Genomic DNA, 20,740 nt, shown 5'->3' on the forward strand with positions numbered 1-20,740 from the left:
TAAATGAGAAACGAAAAGAGAGTTTTAAAAAATTATATAATTTTAACTTAAAATGAAGGTTTGTCGCTCTATTCTTTTAATTATACGATTTTCAATTTATCGCCTAAAGTAGCTAGACTTAGAATTTTAGTGGAAAAATATTATGGAAGAAACTAACGTTGTTAATGTCAGCTCTTCAAAGAAAGAGGATTCTCCTTCTTTTCGGCAACTTCCGCATAATATTGAAGCTGAACAGGCATTGCTTGGTGCCATCTTTATCAACAATGATTCTCTTGACCGCGTTTCAGATTTTCTAAAACCAGAACATTTTTTTGAACCATTGCATCAAAAAATTTATCATGTTTTATCTCACCTTATTAAAACAGGAAAACGTGTAGATCCAGTTACAATCAAGCCCTATATCCAAATGGAAGAAAAAATTGGAGATATTACTGTATACCAATATGTTGTTCGCTTAGCCACAGAGGCAGTTACTATTATTAACGCTGAAGATTATGGACGCGTCATTTACGATCTTTTTATCCGACGGTCTTTGATTAACCTTGGAACTCAAGTTGTCAATACAGCCTTTGATGCTCCTGTAGAACTCACGCCTACCCAACAAATTGAAACTGTTGAAAATCAGTTATTTGAGCTAGCAGAAAAAGGGAAATATGGAGGTGGATTTGAAAATTTTAATGAGGCTATTAAAAAAGCTATCGATATGGCAAGTGCTGCGAAAAAGCGCTCTTCACAATTATCAGGGATAGCCACCCATATTAAAACACTTGATGAAAAAATGGGAGGATTACAAGCATCTGACTTAATTATCCTTGCGGGCCGCCCTGGTATGGGTAAAACCTCACTGGCTACCAATATTGCCTTTAATATTGCTAATGCTTATAATCGTAATGCCAATATCCAAGAAAATGAAGGCGGCATTGTGGGATTCTTCTCACTTGAGATGTCATCCGAACAGCTTGCAACCCGTATTATTTCTGAACAAACAGAAGTCTCTTCTTCTGATATTCGGCGTGGTAATATTTCAGATGAACAATTTTCAAAAATTATTCGTGCGGTGAACCAACTACAAAAGGCACCCCTTTATATTGATCAAACTGGGGGAATATCAATTACGCAATTAGCGGCTCGTGCGCGGCGTCTCAAGCGGCAACATGGTTTAGATATCTTGTTTATTGACTATATCCAACTCATGACAAGCAGTTCAAAGCGTTCATCAGAAAATCGTGTTCAAGAGATCACAGAAATTACCACAGGATTAAAAGCATTAGCGAAAGAATTAAATATTCCTATTATCGCTCTCTCTCAACTTTCACGTCAAGTAGAAAATAGAACAGATAAACGTCCACAGCTCTCAGATTTACGTGAATCTGGTTCAATTGAGCAAGATGCCGATATCGTTCTGTTTGTCTATCGCGAAGAATATTATCTCAAAAATGAAGAACCAAAACTAAACACTTTGGAACATCAAAAATGGCTAGAAATAATGGACAAAGCTTTTGGAAAAGCTGATGTTATTATTGCAAAACAGCGCCATGGTCCGACAGGAATCGTTCCCCTTGCCTTTCAATCTGACTTCACACGCTTTAGTGATCTGGCCGATAGTAATTATCTTCCAGAGCAAATTGGTTAAATCAACATGATGCGTAATCGTATTCAATTTATCTGTCAAAATTGTGAAACCATTCTTCTCATTAAAAAATGTAGTTCTTATCAAGAATGAAATTTCTTACAAAGAATCATTTTTCAATGATTCTAGCCGCCGTTATTTGCTATTTAATAACATTCTTCTTGCATGAAATGATAACACATCTCTTAATGTTGTAAGTGGGGTACATATATTAAAATCCATAGCTAATCTAAATCTTTCTATATTGTTCCTTCTTTTAGAAAACTCCTTCTCACAAGACACTCATTTTCTTGTTTTTAAATTCAAAAATAATTGCTGCTGTTGTGCAAGGCTGACTATTATGTAGAATATCAGAAACTTTCCTCTTTATAGGACAACCTCTAACCTTTTAACAAAAATATTTTCTAATCTATCTGAAAAATTACCCTAATTACCGCAATATAAAAAACAAGCAGTGTTTTAAATACTACAGCACAGAGAAAATTCTACAACATGCAAAATATTCTTGATATAAAATTGCATAAAAACTGATATCTAACAAAAGGAAAGTGTATAATTATGCTAGAAAAAAAAGAAGACTGCGATAGTAGATTTGACAGTCTTGATGAAGCTATAAAAAGAGTTGTTGATATAGCAAGTGCTGCAAAAAAGCGCTCTTCGCAAATATCAGGGATAGCGACTCATATTCAAACACTTGATGAAAAAATGGGAGGATTACAACCATCCGACTTAATTATCCTTGCGGGACGCCCTGGTATGGGGAAAACTTCACTTGCTACCAATATTGCCTTTAATATTGCCAATGCTTATAATCATAATGGTAATATCCAAGAAAATGAAGGCGGCGTTGTAGGGTTCTTCTCACTTGAAATGTCCTCAGAGCAGCTTGCAACACGTATTATTTCTGAACAAACGGAAGTCTCTTCTTCTGATATTCGACGTGGTCATATTTCAGATGAACAATTTTCAAAAATTATTCGTACGGTAAATCAGCTCCAAAAGGCACCCCTTTATATTGATCAAACTGGAGGAATATCAGTTTCACAACTGGCTGCCCGTGCTCGGCGTCTCAAGCAAAAACATGGTTTGGATGTCTTAATTATTGATTATATCCAACTCATGACAAGTGATTTAAAATACACATCTGAATATCGTATTCAAGAAATCACTGCAGAATTAAAAGCTTTAGCGAAAGAATTAAATATCCCTATTATTGCTCTTTCACAACTTTCACATCAAGTTGAAAACAGAACAGATAAACGCCCAAAACTTTCAGATTTAGGTGGATTTGGTTCTATTGAGCAAGATGCCGACATCGTTTTATTTGTCTATCGTGAAGAATATTACCTCAAAAATGAAGAACCAAAGTTCGGTAGCCTTGAACATATGAAATGGATAGAGACAATGGACAAAGTTTTTGGAAAAGCTGATGTTATTGTTGCAAAACAACGTCATGGACCGACAGGAATCGTGCCACTTGCCTTTCAGTCTTCTTTCACACGATTCAGTGACCTGGAAGATAATGATTATCTTCCAGAGCAAATTGGTTAAATCGACATGGCGCGTAATCGTATTCAATTTATCTGTCAAAATTGCGGAACCATCCATTCTCGTTGGGCAGGAAAATGTAGCGCTTGTGGGGAATGGAATTCCCTTATCGAAGAAACTATAAATAGCGGTATAGGAAGTGGTCCTAAGCAGAATGCTCGTAAAGGACGCATTGTCACACTCACATCTCTTTCTGGAAATATCGAAGATGCTCCACGTATTCATTCTGGCATTGCTGAACTTGATCGTGTTACCGGTGGGGGCTTTGTCCGTGGATCAGCACTCCTTGTTGGAGGTGATCCGGGTATTGGTAAATCAACATTGCTGACACAAACAGCCGCTGCTTTATCACGTAAAGGATATAATGTCATCTATGTTTCAGGTGAAGAGGCTATTGCGCAAATTTGTCTGCGCGCACAAAGGCTTGAAGCTAACAATACAGAAGTGAAACTTGCTGCTGAAACCAATGTTGAAGATATTCTGGCAACCTTAAGCGAACATAAAAACCTTGATATGGTGATTATCGATTCGATTCAAACCCTATGGTCAGATACAGCAGATTCAGCACCTGGCACTGTCACACAAGTACGTATCGGTGCTCAGGCAATGATCCGCTTTGCCAAGAAAACAGGAGCCGCCGTTGTTCTTGTTGGGCATGTTACAAAAGATGGACAAATTGCTGGTCCTCGAGTCGTTGAACATATGGTTGATGGCGTTCTCTATTTTGAGGGTGAAGGAGGACATCATTATCGCATTCTTAGAACTGTAAAAAATCGCTTCGGACCAACAGATGAAATTGGTGTCTTTGAAATGTCTGATAAAGGATTACGCGAAGTGATAAATCCATCTGAATTATTTTTAGGGGAACGTAATGAAAAAGCACCAGGCGCTGCTGTTTTTGCAGGAATGGAAGGGACTCGCCCGATACTCGTAGAAATTCAAGCGCTTGTTGCTCCTTCTTCCCTTGGGACACCAAGACGTGCGGTTGTAGGATGGGATGGAAATCGCCTTTCTATGATTCTTGCCGTTTTAGAAGCCCATTGTGGCATTCGTTTTGGACAGCATGATGTCTATCTGAACGTAGCAGGTGGATATCGCATATCAGAACCCGCTGCTGATTTAGCTGTAGCCGCTGCTTTGGTATCTTCTCTTGCCAATATCGCATTGCCAACGGATTATGTATATTTTGGTGAAGTTAGTCTTTCAGGAGCTACCCGCGCTGTTGCACATTCAGCACAGCGCATCAATGAAGCAAAAAAACTCGGCTTTCAAGGAGCCTTTCACCCCACAACAACAACCGAAATGATGAAGTCGCTCAACTTTCAACAAAAAACTTTCTCCGACCTTCCCGAACTCGTTGCTACTCTTACCGTAAGTAAAAAATGATCTGCACCACAGATATGATAATATAGAAAAAACTCTATAAAATACAAAAGATCCTTGCTATAAGAACAAAAAATATATTTGCACACAGACTTAAAAGAACATAACTTTATGTATAAGGAACAAACAAATGATCATAACAATCCTTGATGGAATTGTCGTAGTAATCATCCTGTTGTCCGCTTTTCTTGCTATGCTTCGAGGATTTTCACGTGAAGTGTTATCGTTGATTTCTTGGGCAGTTGCAGCTGTTACGACACTGTTTTTATTCAAACCTGTCTTACCTTTCTTTGAACAATATCTCTCTAATAAAATGATTGCATTGATCACAACATTGGTCACAATTTTTATTATTGTTCTCATTATTACTTCAATTATTACAATGAAGATCTCTGATTTTATTATTGATAGTCGAATTGGTATCCTTGACCGTACTATTGGTTTTATTTTTGGAGCACTTCGTGGTTTACTTATCATGGTCATCGGTATGTTACTGCTTAATGCACTGATTAAACCCGAGCTTCAAGCGAATTGGTTAAAAAATGCAAAAACAAGGCCTATTTTAGATTCATTGGGACAAAAAGTTTGGGAAATACTCCCAAAAGATATTGGATCTGTTCTCGAAAAGACGGAAAATTTGTTTAAAGACAGCAATAAACATACGTATGAGCAACACTCTCATGAAAAGATAATTTTCAAAAAATAGAGAATAGTTTTTCATGAGGAAAGAGAACTAAATGATGTAAAATGTGATATTAATGATTCCTCCATATCACAACTGAAAGAATATGATGATAAAAAGCGATGTTTTCTGTCAAGAATTTTCATTAGATGATGATACCCTTCATGAAGAATGTGGAGTTTTTGGTATTCTTGGGCATGAAGATGCCGCAACATTAACAGCTCTTGGACTCCACGCACTTCAGCATCGTGGGCAAGAAGCAGCTGGGATTGTTTCTTACCATAATAAAATATTTCATCAAGAAAAGCATTTAGGTCTTGTTGGAGATCACTATACAAACCCTGCAACACTTGCACGCTTACCAGGAAATCGTGCTATTGGACATACCCGTTATTCAACAACTGGAGAAGTGGCATTACGCAATGTTCAACCCCTTTTTGCTGAATTGAAAGTTGGAGGTATTGCTATTGCGCATAATGGTAATCTTACCAATGGTCTCACATTACGCCGTGAACTCATCGCTTCTGGTGCTATCTGTCAATCAACGTCGGATTCAGAAGTTTTTCTCCATCTTATTGCCCGCTCACGTTATGAATCGTCCTCTGATCGTTTTGTTGATGCGATTCGGCAAGTAGAAGGTGGGTATGCTATGTTAGCGCTCACACGTACAAAACTTATTGCGGCACGCGATCCAACAGGAATTAGACCTCTCGTGATGGGGGAACTTGATGGTAAGCCTATCTTTTGTTCTGAAACTTGTGCTCTTGATATTATTGGAGCAAAATATGTCCGTGATGTTAAAAATGGAGAAATCATCATATGTGAAATACAAAAAAATGGGGAAATTACGAAAAAAATTATAAAACCAGAAAATACAAAACCAGAAAAACTTTGCTTGTTTGAATATGTTTATTTTGCCCGCCCAGACTCAATCGTTGGAGGGCGTAGTGTTTATACAATACGCAAAAATATGGGAAGCCGTTTAGCACAGGAAGCCCCTTGTGAGGGTGATGTTGTGGTTCCTGTTCCTGATGGAGGAACGCCTGCTGCAATTGGCTATGCACAAAAAATTGGAATTCCCTTCGAGCTTGGTATTATTCGTAATCACTATGTTGGCCGCACTTTTATCGAACCAACACAACAAATTCGCGCTTTTGGCGTCAAGTTAAAACATTCGGCAAACCGTCCTGTGATTGAAGGAAAACGTGTTATTCTGGTTGATGACTCTATTGTACGTGGAACAACATCCCTTAAAATTGTACGAATGCTTCGCGATGCAGGAGCAAAAGAAGTTCATATGCGCATTTCTAGCCCTATGATTTTTTATCCTGACTTTTATGGTATTGATACACCTAAAGCTGAAAACCTTTTAGCAAATCAATATCCAGATTTAAAATCTATGTGTGATTTTATTGGAGCGGATTCATTAGAATTTCTTTCAACGGATGGATTATATCTTGCTGTAGCAGGGGAAAAACGGAATAACGCCGACCCACAATTTACTGACCATTATTTTACTGGATATTATCCTACGCATCTGGTTGATCAAGAAAATCTCTCCAAAATTCATCAATCATTTGTTCTTAAAACAAGAGATTAATGATGACAAAACGTGACTTTAGTCTCCATGGGCGTGTTGCACTTGTTACTGGCGCATCAAGAGGGATTGGCTATTATTTAGCACTCGAGCTTGCTGCACGCGGCGCTCATATTATTGCTCTTGCACGAACAGTCAGTGGACTTACTGAATTAGATAATCAAATCCGAGAAAAAGGGGCTCATGCAACCCTCGTTCCCCTTGACTTGCATCATATGGAAAACATCGATACCCTTGCTATCTCAATTGCCAAACGCTGGAAAAAACTTGATATTATCGTTGCAAACGCAGGAATTCTTGGAACACTCTCACCAATAGCGCATATAGAAAACACGGTATTTGAAGATGTTTTTCAAATAAATCTTTTCAGCCAATGGCGCTTAATGAAAGCCGTTGAGCCTTTATTACGTGAATCTGATGCTGGACGAGCCATCCTGTTATCCTCAAGCGTTGCGCATGCTGCGCGCCCTTTCTGGGGAGCTTATGCAGCCTCTAAAGCGGCTTTAGAGGTGATTGCCCGCTGTTGGGCAGAAGAACTCAAACAAACCCCTATTAAGATTAATTGTGTCAACCCTGGTGCGACACGCACTGCCATGCGCGCTGAAGCTATGCCCGGTGAAGATCCACAAACTCTCCCTTCACCACAAGAGGTAGCAAAAAAGATAGTCCATTTGTTATCACCTGATTTAAATGAAACTGGAAAACTCTTTAATGTCCATAAAAATCGGTTTGTAGATTATCACGTACCTGATTGATCATCATATGAGAAGTAAATCGTTCGACTCTCTCTTTTTCCTGTGCTTCTCGACAGAAGAATGAAGCACTTTATAATTCTTGGATAGCTTTAGCATCAGCCTTTTTCTCTTCTAAAGTAGCACGTTTATTATAAGCGATAAAACTACAAGGGAGAAAAATCATATAGCTAACAGCTGTAATCAATAAAGTTTCCCATGTGTAAGTCGCAAGAAAACCGACATAAATAACAATGACCAACATGCACGGTATAACGATATCGCGCCTTAAATTTTGATCAATTGTTTTTGCATTCCATACCGGTAAACGACTAATCAAAAGAAAAGCAATAATTACAGTATAAAGACTAAAAAATAATGCCCACCCCCAATTGGGGACCAAACCAAGAGTGCCTAAATAGGTAGGCAATAAAAGTAATAATGCTCCTGCTGGTGCTGGAACACCAACAAAATAACTTCTCTGCCACTTAGGTATATTGGGGTTATCCAACATCACATTAAAACGTGCTAATCGCAAACAACAAGCAACACAATAAACAAGGGCAGCAACCCAACCAATGTGATTTGCTTGATTCAAGATAAAAGAATAAACAATGAGTGCAGGGGTAACACCAAAATTTATAACATCAGCAAGAGAATCCATCTGTGCCCCAAAAGATGAACTACCATCTATTAAACGGGCAATGCGACCATCAGCACCATCTAAAACTGCGGCCAAAAGCACCATTAAAATAGCAGCTTCATAGCGATGTTCAAAAGCCAAACGAATGCTGCTCATCCCTGCACAAATTGCTAAAATAGTAATGATATTGGGAATGACATACCGCATCGATGTAGGTGAACGCCGCCGATTTGCACCTTCATCATGCTGCCCCTCAGGATTGAATGAAGAAAATGGCGAAAAATTTTTCATTGTGAATCCTAATCGTATCTGAAGTCCGTTGTGGCACTCTTATCATCAAAAGAACCCAAAACTGTTTCTCCAGCAATTGCTGTCTGTCCAACTGCAACACGCACTTTCATTTCAGTTGGTATATAAATATCAAGGCGAGAACCAAAACGAATCAATCCAAATCGCTCACCAGTCATAACGGCATCGTTTTCTTTTGACCAGCAAACAATCCGGCGTGCAACCATCCCCGCTATTTGTACGACACCAATTTTACCATGTTTGCTATCAATTACCACCCCATTACGCTCATTAAACTGACTAGCTTTATCAAAGTCAGCATTGGTAAATCGACCTGGATGATAAACGATAGACTCTACTGTACCACTGATAGGAATACGATTAATATGGCATGAAAAAACATCCATAAAAATGGAAATACGGATCATTTCATCTTTCCCTAATCCTAATTCTTCAGGTGGAACACATGATTCCACAAATGAAATACGCCCATCTGCAGGCGACATAACCCAATTTGAATTCAAAGGGATCACACGATCTGGATCACGGAAAAAGTATACACACCACACCGTGAGAACGAGACCAAACCAAAACAACGGACTCCATATCCAACCAAGAATGAGCGAAATAACAAAAAACGCTACAATAAAAGGATAACCTTCTTTATGAACCGGTACAAAGCTATTATGGAAAGATTGCAGAATACTCATATAATTTCCTATTCATCGTAAACTTAAACAAGCAACAAAGCTTTTTGTTCCTCTTGTGTCTTTTTATGTATTTAATCAATCACTCCATATAAAGATATAGATTACATTTTGCTCTATTTATTTTTTACGATTAACAACACTCGTCTCATCTTCTTCACGCATTTTACGTAATTTTTCTTCCGCTTGCGATGCTTCAAGCTGCTTATTCCACATTGAAGCATAAAGACCTTTCTTGCGTAAAAGCTCTGTATGCGTCCCATTTTCAATAATACGACCACTTTTAAGAACTAAAATTTCATCCGCATTGATAACAGTAGAAAGACGGTGAGCAATAATCAATGTTGTACGTCCACGGCTTACAATATCCAATGCTTGTTGAATTTCCTGTTCCGTCGCCGTATCAAGAGCCGCCGTTGCTTCATCTAGAATAAGAAGTGGAGGAGCTTTTAAAAGTGTCCGCGCAATAGCCACGCGTTGTTTTTCACCACCTGATAATTTGAGACCTCGCTCTCCTACCATAGACTGAAAACCTTCCGGTAAAATTTCAATAAATTTTGATATTTGTGCCATTTCAGCAGCTTTGCGCATCTCTTCATCTGTAGCACTTGGACGCCCATAGCAAATATTATAGGCAATTGTATCATTAAATAACACCGTATCTTGTGGGACCATGCCAATCGCTTCACGCAAACTCTTTTGTGTTACGTCACGAATATCCTGCCCATCAATTGTGATAGAGCCTGCATCAACATCATAAAACCGAAAAAGCAACCGAGAAATAGTAGATTTACCGGCACCCGATGGACCGACAATAGCGACTGTTTTTCCTCCAGGAACTTCAAAATCAATATCTCTGAGAATCTGACGTCTCGAATCATAGGAAAACTTTACCTGATGAAAACAAATGGTCCCATCGCTTATCTCTAACGGTTTAGCATCCGATTTATCAACGATCTCTTTCTGAACATCTAAAAGATCAAACATTGCTTCAATATCCGTTAAACCTTGTCGAATATCACGATACATTGAACCAATAAAATTTAGTGGAATGGAAAGTTGCATTAAAAGCGCATTAATAAAAACAAAATCTCCTAAAGTTTGTGTCTTATAAAAAACTTCATAAGCTGACATCAGCATCATGATCGTCATTCCAATACCAAAGATAAGAGTCTGACCAAAATTAAGCCAGCTTAACGATGTCCAAATCTTTGTTGCGGCTTTTTCATAACCTACCATAGAAGCATCAAATCGATCGGCTTCTAGAGTTTCATTACCAAAATATTTGACCGTTTCAAAATTCAAAAGAGAATCAACAGCGCGAGTATTCGCCTCAGTATCCGCTGTATTCATTTTTTGCCGAATGCGAATACGCCAATCACTCGCCTTAATGGTAAACACGATATATAATCCAACTGTTGCAACAACGATGAGAAGATAATGCCACCCATAACTTATGTAAAATACCAGTGCCGTTAATATAAATTCTAAAACTGTTGGTACTGTACTAAGAATTGAAAATCTTACGATCGCTTCAATTCCTTTTGTTCCACGCTCAATCACACGAGAAAGCCCACCTGTTCGGCGTTCCAAATGAAATCGCAAAGATAACTCATGCATATGTACAAAGGTTTTATAAGCTAATTGACGAACAGCGTATTGACCAACAGTGGCAAACAGAGAATCGCGTAATTGATTTAATCCAGCCTGCATAATACGCGCGACATTGTATGCCAAAACGAGCATGATGGGAATAATCCAACTGGATGGGAACCATTTAGGTGGCTGAAAGCTTGAATCAAGCACATTCGTAGAATATTTAAAGAAATACGGTACAGATATGAGAACGAGCTTAGCCAAAACAAGATAAAATATTGCCCACAACACACGCATTTTTAGATCACGCCGACCTACTGGCCACATATAGGGCCATAAATTGTAAAGTGTGTGCAGAGTTCTCCCTGTATCTGATGATACAGTTTTTGTCATTTCATTGCGTTTCATAAAGTCCTTACTTCTCTATCATCCGCACAAACAGGCAAAATACCCTCTGTGGTTGTTTATAGATTCATCTCTTCATTACGGAGCTTCCAATAAGCTATACCTACCCGTTTTTTGAAGTTAGACTGTTTTTGAAAAAGGAACAAGAAATAATCCACTATATAATTTATTATTTTGATCTATATTTTCATACCACTCTGCTGCGAATAAACTTTCAACTTTTACATGTTTTTTTTCAATTCTGCCTGAAGCCACTTTTTTGTTTTACCAATCTCTTTAAGTCCCTCATCAATAACTTCACCATTTTCTATTAAAATCGTCGATTTCTTTCCCTCTTCCTTTTTAATGACAGTGAAATCACCATTGGTTTCCAAACGAACAAAAGCAGCTTCATGTAAGTGACACCCTTTAAGACGTAACATCGTAATGAGATCATTAATATTGATCCCTAAGCTCTTAATCTTATCCATTTGGAAAACTCCATCTAAAACTAATGTGACATTCCGCCCTGCAATAAGACGACGAAAAAAAACTGAATAGCGTGCAATAAAATTAAAAGATGTAATCAAGGTTTGCCAGATGAATAAAACAAGCAATAATTGAATGCTACTAATATTCTGATTATAAATAACTCCTCCAATAATACCTCCCATGACAAAATTACTGACCAAATCAACTGGTGTCATCTGACTAAGACTCCCCCGCCCCGTCGTTCTTAAAATAAATAAGAAGGCAACAAGACCTACAGCCAGTTTAAGCGCGATATATCCATAATGATATAAAAATTCCATCATATTCTCCTTTTTTATGAAGCTGCTGGAATAGAGAAATTAAAATCGTTTTATTTCCCACACAGTTATGCGCTCACCACTCTGCGGATCCTTACTGTCTTTTAAAAGAACCCCCTCAGCTGCAAGCTCATCACGAATTGTATCCGCAGCTTCCCACTCTTTATTATGGATAAGTCTTAGTCTTTCGGCAATGCGCTGATCAATAAATTTTGTATCAAGGAAAGTTTTTCTCATAAATAATGGGCAATCTATTTCTTTAATCCATTCTTGTCTTAACAGTCCTAATAAATTCATCCCATTCAGAAGAGCCAAAGCATTTCCTTCTTTATAAAATTTTCGCAAAAGAGTCAGTGCTTTTGGAGTATTAAGATCATCACTAAGTGCATCTATCAAAGTATCATCAATTGCTTCATTGTTTTTCATCTCACTCTTTTTGCTGCGAAGCCATTCATACCAACGATACAGTTCGCTGCTCGATTGTATTAAACGCTGTGCTGTCCAATTTAATGGTTCACGATAATGCGTTTGCAACATCGAAAAACGCGCAGACAAACCAGCCCAATTTTGCTTCATTTCATCGGTTAAAATACCATTAAACTCCCCCAAATTATTCTCTAAAATAGAACGAATAGTTATGAAATTGCCAAAGCTTTTCGACATCTTTTTGCCTTCAACTTGTAAAAAACCATTATGCATCCAAAAATTAGCCATTCGCTCCGTCCCAAAAGCTGAACAACTTTGTGCAATCTCATTTTCATGATGAGGAAAAATTAAATCAATTCCACCACCATGGATATCAAAAACATTGGCGGTCGGATCATCACAGGTTAAACCACCGCCATAGGGCGCTAATAACTTTGCCATTGACATTGCAGAACATTCAATATGCCAACCTGGACGACCTAAAACAGGAATTCCGCCCGGTGATTCCCAACCTGGTTCTCCTTCCACAGAAGGCTTCCACAAAACAAAATCCATCTCTTCCCTTTTATAAGCAGCAACATCGATACGCGCCCCCGCCCTCATTTCATCTAAAGAACGATTTGCAAATGCCCCATAATGGGGAGGATTTTTTATGCTACTTACAGAAAATAATATATGATTTTCCGCTTCATAAGCGTGCCCCTTTTCAAGCAACCTTTCAATTAAAGAGCGCATCTCCTCTAAATGCTCAGTGGCGCGTGGCTGACTGGTTGGCAACAGACAACCAAGTGCTATGGTATCTTGTTGAAACTGAGAATATGTACGTTCTGTTAAGTGACGAATAGCCTCATTCAATGATACGTTTGGATATTCGCTAGCTGCTCGTGCATTAATTTTATCATCGACATCTGTAATATTACGCGCATATAGAACATGCTCATTGCCATAAACATGACGCAATAAGCGAAATAAAATATCAAAAACAATAACAGGACGTGCATTTCCTATATGCGCATAATCATAAATTGTCGGTCCACAAACATAAAGACGTACTCTTGTCGCATCTATTGGTGTAAATTTTTCTTTTTTACGTGTTAGCGTATTATAAAATCGCAACTCTTTCATTTATTGACTCCATGGACGATATTATGCACCGATCCTTTTAGATGTATCTTATCTCAAATCATTGTATTACGCGGTTTAAGCTAAAAACTTGTATCTTATAGTAAATTCTTCTTACCATTTTCCCATTGTATTTACGGCTGTATTCATCGTTTATCATAAAAACAATCTATTTTATTTGATTGGACAAAAGCGTTCTATCATTAGAGATGCTTTCCCTCCTTAAAGAAAATGAGCTTAGAAAAAAATCTATAGGCAATACAATATAAATCTATGTGAAAAATAGATAGCTTGGAGGCAGAAAATCTTAAATTTTTAACCACACAAAGCTTCGTCAGTATTTTCAATATTCCACAATGGGTTCCTTACTGCCTCTTACGCCCTATATTTTATAATCAATAATTGAGAATAATGTAGCAATTAACTTTATTTTTTACACCGTTCTCATGACAAAATTATTTTATCTTTACAGAGTTTTATTCAAAGAAAGCAATAAAAATAATGCATAATAGATTGATAAACATCATTATTTTAATATTTCTTGTCATTTCAATGCCAGCCTTTGCACAACAATCTCCACCTTATGAAAAAAAATTACTCCGACTAGCAGAAATTTTGGGATCATTGCATTCTCTCCAAAATCTTTGCGAGCCTCCAACAAACCAATGGTATGACTATATGAATGCACTGATTGAAGCAGAACACCCCATTCCACAAAGACGTGCTTATTTTTATGAAGCGTTTAATGAAGCATATCGTGCTTTCTCAGAAAATTATCATCATTGTACACAAGCAGCCATTGAAGCCAATCAAAAATACATTGAGGAAGGAAGAATTTTATCTGAAAACCTCCTCATGCATTATAAATAATTAATCTATACAAAAAGTAGCTCTCTCAATTTTAGCGATATCAATGATACTCCTTTCACAAATGCGGGGAGCAATAAACCAGCTCTGAAAATAGAGAGACGTTTAAAGAATAATGTCTTGATACGCTTTTATTCATATGCGCCTTTTTCCCCATATAAAACCGTTCTTTGGCTTCCTCCCCACACCTCAAAGGACAAAGATTTTTAACTAAATTTGCTCTGTAAATAATCTAGGTTCTTGTTGAATAAGGTTCCTCTTGGCTTCCCACTTTTGCTTCATAGTTTCTAAAAACAAGCCTAAAAATATTCACCACGCATAAAAAAAACACTTATGTGCCAAAGAGGCTGACATACCCTATATCACCACTCTAAAAGATGGTATTTTACGGCATACTTATAATTTTAATTTTTTTACACCAAAGTTTCCATAAATTTAACAGGCTCTCCTTGTGAAGGTGTGACAATTTCACCTTCCCACATAACGCGCATACCACGGATAATAGTCCCAACAGGCCAACCTTTAACTTTTTGACCATCATAAGGTGTCCAACCGGTACGCGAACCAATTAAGCTATTCGTAATAATTTCTTCTCGCTTAAGATCAACAATGGTTAAATCAGCATCGTACCCAACAGCAATGCGCCCTTTACAACTTATACCAAAAATACGACTAGGGCCATGTGAAGTGAGATCAACAAAACGTTCAAGAGATATTTTTCCTGCATTCACATGTGTCAACATAATTGCTGCTGTTGTTTGCACGCCTGTCATACCTGAAGGTGAAGAGGGATAAGGTTGAAGTTTTTCTTCAAGAGTATGAGGCGCATGATCTGAACCTAAGACATCAATAATTCCTTGTTGAACACCGTACCAAAGAGCTTCACGGTGGCGCGGCTCACGAATAGGCGGATTCATCTGAATTAATGTACCAAACTTCTTATAATCATCAGCCGTGAGAGTCAAATGATGTTGTGTCACTTCAATTGTTGCAACATCCTTATGTTTTTTTAGAAAATCAATTTCTTCTTCTGTCGAAAGATGTAACACATGAATCCGAGCCTTCGTCTCATGAGCAATTTTTACCAAACGCTGCGTACATTTTAATGCCGCAACTTCATCACGCCAAATCGGATGTGACGATGCATCCCCTTCAATACGCAATATTTTACGCTCTTTGAGCCTCGCCTCATCTTCAGAATGAAAAGCCGCACGACGGCGTATATTCTTCAAAATAAGGCGTACACTTTCATCATCATCAACCAAAAGATCACCGGTAGAGGACCCCATAAAGACTTTAATTCCAGCCGCACCAGGAAGTCTTTCTAATTCAGATAGTTCATGAGCATTTTCACGCGTTCCTCCAACCCAAAATGCAAAATCACAATGCATTCGATGAAATGCACGTTGAACCTTATCGCTTAATGTTTCTTCTGATGTTGTCAATGGATTGGTATTAGGCATTTCAAAAACTGCCGTAACACCCCCTAAAACAGCAGAATACGAGCCACTTTCCAAATCCTCCTTATATTCATTTCCTGGCTCACGAAAATGCACTTGGCTATCAATAATTCCTGGTAAAATATGAAGCCCCGTACAATCAATGACCTCACTAGCCGATGCACATGTAAGGTTACCTATTTCAGCAATACGACCATTTGTAACACCAATATCACGCTTGCTTCTTCCATCATGATTTACAAGTGTTGCACCTTTAAAAATTGTATCAAATGTTTTAAACATAACCACGCTCCTTACATATTGCTCACTTATCGATTATGTAACTTTGAGCAGAAAGGCAAGAACCATGATTGAAAAACAAAATGCCATTTGCTTAAAAAACCGCGGGCTTATTCAAATTACAGGTGAAGAAGCAACAGATTTTCTACAATCCCTGATCACGACAGATGTAAAAAAAATCAGTCCACAGGAACTTTTCCCTGGAGCCCTTTTATCCCCACAAGGAAAGGTTCTTGCTGATTTTCTTATCGGAAAAAAAGAAGATGGTTACTTGATTGATATCAGAATGCCTTTAGCTGATACGCTCCATAAGCGTCTGTTGCTCTATAAGCTGCGCAAAAAAGTAGAAATTACACAACCATTCCAAGAGCTTGTTACAGTTTCTTTGAATAATGAATCAGATGCTTTAAATTTTGATTCAAGTTTTGTTGATAAACGCTTCCCACAACAAGAAAAAATAATACGAATCTATGGCAAAAAACCTTTTTTGACTTCAGAATATCATGACACATGGAATCAATTGCGTATCCGTTATGCAATTGCGGAAAGTGATCAAGACTATGAAATTGGCAAAGTCTTTCCTCATGATATTAATTACGATCAAATCAATGGACTTGCATTCAATAAAGGATGTTATATTGGACAAGAAATTGTTTCACGAATGCACCACCGCCGTGCAGCACGTCGCCGTATTTTTATTGTAAAAGGCCAGTGTAAATTAACCCCTCAATCTAGCATTGAAGCAAGAACAAAAGTGCTTGGCTACTTGGGAACATGTGTAGAAAATGAGGCTCTTGCTTTAATGCGTATTGACCACGTCAAAGATGCTATGGATCATAACATCCCCTTTACTGTAAAAAACATTCCTGTCACTATAAGCATTGCTGAAAATATGAATTTTACCTTTCCTGAAAATACTATAGAAAACACGCATGGCTAAAGCTGAATTATTAAAAAATGGAGAAGCCCGCGCTTGGCAAAGAATGCTCTCTGGAAGGCGACTTGATCTTCTCAACCCTTCTCCTTTTGATGTTGAAATTGAAGATATTGCCCATGGACTTGCTCGCGTAGCACGTTGGAACGGTCAAACACGAGGAGAGCATGCCTATTCTGTTGCACAACATTCACTTTTGGTTGAACAAATATTTCAAAAACTTTTTCCACAATCGGGAAGCAACGAATGTCTTTATACCCTTCTTCATGATGCTCCAGAATATGTCATCGGCGATATGATTTCCCCTTTTAAAGCTGTCATAGGAAAACAATATGAACGCGTTGAAAAGCGCATCCAAGATGCTATCCACATGCGCTTTTCTCTTCCCGTTGATCTTTCTCAAAAACTTTTAAAAAAAATTAAACAAGCCGACCGTATTGCTGCCTATTATGAAGCGATTACGCTTGCTGGATTTAATACAGAAGAAGCCCTTCGCTATTTTGGCTCTCCCAATAATATTCTACCCGATGATCTTAATTTATCCCCCTATTCTACACAACACATTGAAAACGCATTTTTAACGCGCTTTAATGACTTAGATGCCCAAAGATTATAGACTCTTCGCATTGTTGATTCCTTGTCATTACAGACTCATCACACTGACTTATAATAATAATTCATTGTTTTTTCATTTTGAATGAGAGCTCCTAATATCGTAAGCTTCACTCATTTCAAATCTGTTTATATTGAATCAATCAAAATCATTCTCTTGCACACCACAAGCGCGGCTGGCGTGTGGGTAAAATTTTTTAAAGAAAGAGTTAAAATGCTTCTTATGAACCATCTCAAGTGCTAAGCGCTGTCGCAGCATTGAAAATTGGCAAAGTGTGTGATGATGCCGGCTTGCTCTCTTATGAAGCGTAAAGACGGGAGTGCTCTATAAATTTTATACACTTCATAAGGGACTTACCACTATACTATTCACGAACGCCGTCGCGAAATAGGATTGGGTGCCTTAAGAAAGCTCTTTTTAAAAAAGCACGTGAATTAGCGACCCAATGGCGTTCTGTTTTGCATGAGAGGCGTGACTCCATTCAAGAAATGGAAAAATCACAGCTCAAATTGTATACAAAATATATTAAATAATGCACATTTATTATCAAAACAACAAATGTCCTCTTGTCAAACCTTTCATCTTAAACTGAAGTTTATTTTAGTTTATAAACTTCATTATCCGCTGGGAAAGCACGAGATGTGACATCCTCTGCATAATTCTTTATTGCAGTTTCCATGGCTTGTTCAAGGTCTCCATAACGGCGTACAAATTTTGGCACATGAGAACCATAGCCCAACATATCTTCCATAACCAATACTTGTCCATCACATTGATTAGACGCCCCTATACCGATCGTAGGGATAGAAAGCTTATTTGTCAGTTTCACCGCTAAAGGTTCGACAATCCCTTCTAAAACAATAGCAAAAGCACCTGCCTCTTCAATCGCTGCTCCATCTGCTTCAATTCTTTGCCAATCATTCTCCTTGCGTCCTTGTGTTTTGAAGCCACCAAAACGATTCACCGCCTGGGGTGTAAGACCAATGTGCCCCATCACTGGAATGCCACGTTTACACAAAAAATCTATTGTTTCTGCTATATAACTCCCCCCTTCAAGCTTAACTGCACCACACCCCGTTTGAGCAAGAATACGCGATGCATTAAAAAAAGCTTGTTCTGGACTTTCTTCATAAGAACCAAAAGGCATATCAATAACCACAAGAGCTTTTTGAGATCCACGCACCACGGCTTTCCCGTGTAAAATCATCATATCTAAATTAACAGGAAGCGTTGTCTCAAACCCATACACAACCATCCCAACGCTATCACCAACCAAAAGGATATCGCAATATGGATCAGCAATCCGCGCAGTATAAGCTTGATAAGCTGTTAAAGAAACAATTGGCTGTTGTCTCTTTCTTGCACGTATTTCGGAAGATGTTATACGCTTTACGGTTTTATGTACACTCATTTTCCACCCTTCTCTTGCAATATATATTGATCAATCAGCCTTACCTCACCAAAGCGGACAGTAAGAAGTAAAACTGCTGGTTTATTCAATGTTCCTCTAATCACGCATAAAGTTTCCATATCCCGTAAATCTATCGCTTCAATGATTGCACGCGTTTCTTGTTGTAAAATATCATGAACAGTTTTGCATAATTTATCAACCGACCGTTCACCTTCATGGTAAAGCTTTTCAGCAGCTTTTCCACTTTCAGGAAGAATTTTGGCAGCTTTACGATCTTCTAATGTTAAAAGCTGATTGCGTGAAGAACAAGCTACACCATCTGACTCCCGTAGAATAGGAACTCCAACGATTTCAATAGGAAAAGCCAAATCTTCAACCATACGCCGAATAATTAAAATTTGTTGAAAATCTTTTTCCCCAAAAAAAGCCTTATCTGGTTGGACAATGTTAAAAAGTTTAGCAACAACGCTTGTTACACCACAAAAGTGCCCTGGACGTAATTTTCCCATCAAAATACGTGATAATTTTTTCACTTGTACAATTGTGTCATTTCCTGGTGGCCACATTTCATCTACAGAAGGAGCAAAAACACATTCAACACCTGCTTCTTTTAACAAAGCACAATCGCCCTTCAAATCTCTTGGATATTGAGAAAAATCTTCATGAGGTCCAAATTGCTTTGGATTGACAAAAATAGAAACCACTACGCGATCACACATTGCTCTTGCATACTGTACTAATGCAAGATGACCATCATGCAATGCCCCCATTGTTGGAACAAAACCAATCGAAAAACCTAAACGTCGTTCCTCTGAAGTATATTGGCGAACTTCAGCAATTGTCTTTAAAATTCTCATTTTCCCATTCAATTATCATCAGATCAACAAATTAATGCCTGTACACCAAATTGGCGCTCAAACAATTGTATCAAATTCATGCGCACTGACGGCTGCTTTATATCTCGTGGCTCCCAGACATGACGCATAAGAAAAAAACCCGTCAGTATAAAACCATTTATTATATCACTAAAATCAGCAGGACGAGTCATTCTTTGTACAAGAAACTGTGGTAGAATAAGAAGCTTTTTTTTCCAAGGTTCTCCTGCTTCTTCACAGACAGCCCGACCAGATTTTGGTGATACGTAATGAAGCCTTTCCTGACGACCTGTTGCAGCACAACAAGATAAATCAAGACCAAAACCAAGTTCTTCAAGAAGCCGCATTTCAAAACGTACAAGCAATTCTGCATTTACAAATGGTTCATCAAAATTCTGCATAAAAAGGTGTAAAATATCATATAAAATGGGGTGCGGATCACGTTCGGGAAGAAGCCGCAAATGAAAAGCTATCAATTGCAAAGCATAAAGTGCTTCTGGTAGACAGATTAATCGTGCCGCATGTAAATCAAGAGCTTCAAGCCGAAAAAGTCCCAAATGTTCGTCTAAACGAGCCCACCATTCAGCCTCCACAAAATTTCCAGGTTGAAGAAGAGCTGCCATGCGACGCGAGCGCCCCCCTTTTACCACTCCCATATAACGACCATGTTCACGTGTCATAATCTCAAGAATAACACTTGTTTCACCATATTGGCGCGTACCAAGTATAACGGCTTGTTCTTTCCACTTCATTTT

Annotated in this window: 16 protein-coding genes and 3 pseudogenes; 10 read left to right on the top strand and 9 right to left on the bottom strand. The window is 38.2% G+C overall.

What is annotated here, in order from left to right:
- Positions 1-142 precede the first annotated feature (142 nt).
- From ACFIME_RS00140 to ACFIME_RS00165, 6 genes and pseudogenes are all read left to right on the top strand, one after another.
- Entirely contained in the window at positions 143-1,633 is a 1,491-nt protein-coding gene (locus tag ACFIME_RS00140) for a replicative DNA helicase (RefSeq protein WP_375617652.1), read from the top strand.
- Between the two features lie 603 nt (positions 1,634-2,236).
- Positions 2,237-3,181: pseudogene (locus ACFIME_RS00145) on the top strand (DnaB-like helicase C-terminal domain-containing protein); the annotation flags it as partial.
- A gap of 6 nt (positions 3,182-3,187) precedes the next feature.
- Complete coding sequence (gene radA / locus ACFIME_RS00150; protein WP_375612937.1) at positions 3,188-4,564, top strand: DNA repair protein RadA; 1,377 nt, start codon at positions 3,188-3,190, stop codon at positions 4,562-4,564.
- A 127-nt stretch (positions 4,565-4,691) separates the two neighbouring features.
- The gene (locus ACFIME_RS00155; protein WP_375634135.1) at positions 4,692-5,267 is read left to right on the top strand and encodes a CvpA family protein; all 576 of its coding nucleotides are present in this window, start codon (positions 4,692-4,694) and stop codon (positions 5,265-5,267) included.
- Positions 5,268-5,349: 82 nt separating this feature from the next.
- The gene (purF, locus tag ACFIME_RS00160; RefSeq protein WP_375661828.1) at positions 5,350-6,843 is read left to right on the top strand and encodes an amidophosphoribosyltransferase; all 1,494 of its coding nucleotides are present in this window, start codon (positions 5,350-5,352) and stop codon (positions 6,841-6,843) included.
- A gap of 2 nt (positions 6,844-6,845) precedes the next feature.
- Positions 6,846-7,595 carry an SDR family NAD(P)-dependent oxidoreductase gene (locus ACFIME_RS00165; protein WP_375641507.1) on the top strand — a complete coding sequence of 250 codons (750 nt, stop codon included), beginning with the start codon at positions 6,846-6,848 and terminating at the stop codon, positions 7,593-7,595.
- A 70-nt stretch (positions 7,596-7,665) separates the two neighbouring features.
- On the opposite strand, the gene pssA is transcribed toward ACFIME_RS00165, so the two are convergent.
- From pssA to cysS, 5 genes and pseudogenes are all read right to left on the bottom strand, one after another.
- Complete coding sequence (pssA, locus tag ACFIME_RS00170) at positions 7,666-8,505, bottom strand: CDP-diacylglycerol--serine O-phosphatidyltransferase (RefSeq protein ID WP_375661827.1); 840 nt, start codon at positions 8,503-8,505, stop codon at positions 7,666-7,668.
- 8 nt (positions 8,506-8,513) lie between these two features.
- On the bottom strand, positions 8,514-9,212 hold the full coding sequence (locus ACFIME_RS00175) for a phosphatidylserine decarboxylase (RefSeq protein ID WP_375661826.1): 699 nt from the start codon (positions 9,210-9,212) through the stop codon (positions 8,514-8,516).
- 117 nt (positions 9,213-9,329) lie between these two features.
- Positions 9,330-11,213, bottom strand: coding sequence for an ABCB family ABC transporter ATP-binding protein/permease (locus ACFIME_RS00180; RefSeq protein WP_375634144.1), 1,884 nt, complete (start codon positions 11,211-11,213; stop codon positions 9,330-9,332).
- A gap of 117 nt (positions 11,214-11,330) precedes the next feature.
- Positions 11,331-12,001, bottom strand: a pseudogene (locus ACFIME_RS00185) (DUF421 domain-containing protein).
- A gap of 39 nt (positions 12,002-12,040) precedes the next feature.
- A complete protein-coding gene (gene cysS, locus ACFIME_RS00190) occupies positions 12,041-13,549 on the bottom strand; it encodes a cysteine--tRNA ligase (protein ID WP_375661824.1) in 1,509 nt (502 codons plus the stop codon).
- Between the two features lie 498 nt (positions 13,550-14,047).
- On the opposite strand from cysS, the gene ACFIME_RS00195 reads away from it, so the two are divergent.
- Positions 14,048-14,416 (top strand): TIGR02301 family protein, encoded by a 369-nt coding sequence (locus ACFIME_RS00195; protein WP_375617646.1) that lies wholly within the window; start codon positions 14,048-14,050, stop codon positions 14,414-14,416.
- A gap of 410 nt (positions 14,417-14,826) precedes the next feature.
- On the opposite strand, the gene ACFIME_RS00200 is transcribed toward ACFIME_RS00195, so the two are convergent.
- Positions 14,827-16,155, bottom strand: a complete 1,329-nt coding sequence (locus ACFIME_RS00200; RefSeq protein ID WP_375684333.1) for a dihydroorotase — start codon at positions 16,153-16,155, stop codon at positions 14,827-14,829.
- 64 nt (positions 16,156-16,219) lie between these two features.
- On the opposite strand from ACFIME_RS00200, the gene ACFIME_RS00205 reads away from it, so the two are divergent.
- The 3 genes and pseudogenes from ACFIME_RS00205 to ACFIME_RS00215 form a co-directional block, all read left to right on the top strand.
- On the top strand, positions 16,220-17,092 hold the full coding sequence (locus tag ACFIME_RS00205; RefSeq protein ID WP_375661822.1) for a YgfZ/GcvT domain-containing protein: 873 nt from the start codon (positions 16,220-16,222) through the stop codon (positions 17,090-17,092).
- The gene (locus ACFIME_RS00210) at positions 17,085-17,702 is read left to right on the top strand and encodes a YfbR-like 5'-deoxynucleotidase (RefSeq protein ID WP_375661821.1); all 618 of its coding nucleotides are present in this window, start codon (positions 17,085-17,087) and stop codon (positions 17,700-17,702) included. The genes ACFIME_RS00205 and ACFIME_RS00210 overlap by 8 nt, the downstream gene beginning before the upstream one ends.
- A gap of 351 nt (positions 17,703-18,053) precedes the next feature.
- A pseudogene (locus ACFIME_RS00215) lies at positions 18,054-18,202 on the top strand (integrase); the annotation flags it as partial.
- Positions 18,203-18,294: 92 nt separating this feature from the next.
- Here ACFIME_RS00215 and panB read toward each other — a convergent pair.
- Genes panB through recO form a run of 3 tightly spaced genes read right to left on the bottom strand, consistent with a single transcriptional unit; the run spans position 18,295 to position 20,737 of the window.
- The gene (gene panB, locus ACFIME_RS00220; RefSeq protein WP_375661820.1) at positions 18,295-19,110 is read right to left on the bottom strand and encodes a 3-methyl-2-oxobutanoate hydroxymethyltransferase; all 816 of its coding nucleotides are present in this window, start codon (positions 19,108-19,110) and stop codon (positions 18,295-18,297) included.
- On the bottom strand, positions 19,107-19,967 hold the full coding sequence (gene panC / locus ACFIME_RS00225) for a pantoate--beta-alanine ligase (RefSeq protein WP_375684334.1): 861 nt from the start codon (positions 19,965-19,967) through the stop codon (positions 19,107-19,109). Before panC ends, panB begins: the two co-directional genes overlap by 4 nt.
- 23 nt (positions 19,968-19,990) lie before the next feature.
- Positions 19,991-20,737 (bottom strand): DNA repair protein RecO, encoded by a 747-nt coding sequence (gene recO, locus ACFIME_RS00230; RefSeq protein ID WP_375617640.1) that lies wholly within the window; start codon positions 20,735-20,737, stop codon positions 19,991-19,993.
- Positions 20,738-20,740 lie beyond the last annotated feature (3 nt).

It is taken from the genome of Bartonella sp. AP1QHHD (genome assembly GCF_042196265.1).
In the GTDB taxonomy this organism is placed as follows: Bacteria; Pseudomonadota; Alphaproteobacteria; order Rhizobiales; family Rhizobiaceae; genus Bartonella.

What these genes read in the sequence shown, in the direction of transcription:
- ACFIME_RS00140 (WP_375617652.1), top strand. Translation starts at nt 143, where the DNA reads ATGGAAGAAACTAACGTTGTTAATGTCAGCTCTTCAAAGAAAGAGGAT.
- radA (WP_375612937.1), top strand. Translation starts at nt 3,188, where the DNA reads ATGGCGCGTAATCGTATTCAATTTATCTGTCAAAATTGCGGAACCATC.
- ACFIME_RS00155 (WP_375634135.1), top strand. Translation starts at nt 4,692, where the DNA reads ATGATCATAACAATCCTTGATGGAATTGTCGTAGTAATCATCCTGTTG.
- purF (WP_375661828.1), top strand. Translation starts at nt 5,350, where the DNA reads ATGATGATAAAAAGCGATGTTTTCTGTCAAGAATTTTCATTAGATGAT.
- ACFIME_RS00165 (WP_375641507.1), top strand. Translation starts at nt 6,846, where the DNA reads ATGACAAAACGTGACTTTAGTCTCCATGGGCGTGTTGCACTTGTTACT.
- pssA (WP_375661827.1), bottom strand. Translation starts at nt 8,505, where the DNA reads ATGAAAAATTTTTCGCCATTTTCTTCATTCAATCCTGAGGGGCAGCAT.
- ACFIME_RS00175 (WP_375661826.1), bottom strand. Translation starts at nt 9,212, where the DNA reads ATGAGTATTCTGCAATCTTTCCATAATAGCTTTGTACCGGTTCATAAA.
- ACFIME_RS00180 (WP_375634144.1), bottom strand. Translation starts at nt 11,213, where the DNA reads ATGAAACGCAATGAAATGACAAAAACTGTATCATCAGATACAGGGAGA.
- cysS (WP_375661824.1), bottom strand. Translation starts at nt 13,549, where the DNA reads ATGAAAGAGTTGCGATTTTATAATACGCTAACACGTAAAAAAGAAAAA.
- ACFIME_RS00195 (WP_375617646.1), top strand. Translation starts at nt 14,048, where the DNA reads ATGCATAATAGATTGATAAACATCATTATTTTAATATTTCTTGTCATT.
- ACFIME_RS00200 (WP_375684333.1), bottom strand. Translation starts at nt 16,155, where the DNA reads ATGTTTAAAACATTTGATACAATTTTTAAAGGTGCAACACTTGTAAAT.
- ACFIME_RS00205 (WP_375661822.1), top strand. Translation starts at nt 16,220, where the DNA reads ATGATTGAAAAACAAAATGCCATTTGCTTAAAAAACCGCGGGCTTATT.
- ACFIME_RS00210 (WP_375661821.1), top strand. Translation starts at nt 17,085, where the DNA reads ATGGCTAAAGCTGAATTATTAAAAAATGGAGAAGCCCGCGCTTGGCAA.
- panB (WP_375661820.1), bottom strand. Translation starts at nt 19,110, where the DNA reads ATGAGTGTACATAAAACCGTAAAGCGTATAACATCTTCCGAAATACGT.
- panC (WP_375684334.1), bottom strand. Translation starts at nt 19,967, where the DNA reads ATGAGAATTTTAAAGACAATTGCTGAAGTTCGCCAATATACTTCAGAG.
- recO (WP_375617640.1), bottom strand. Translation starts at nt 20,737, where the DNA reads ATGAAGTGGAAAGAACAAGCCGTTATACTTGGTACGCGCCAATATGGT.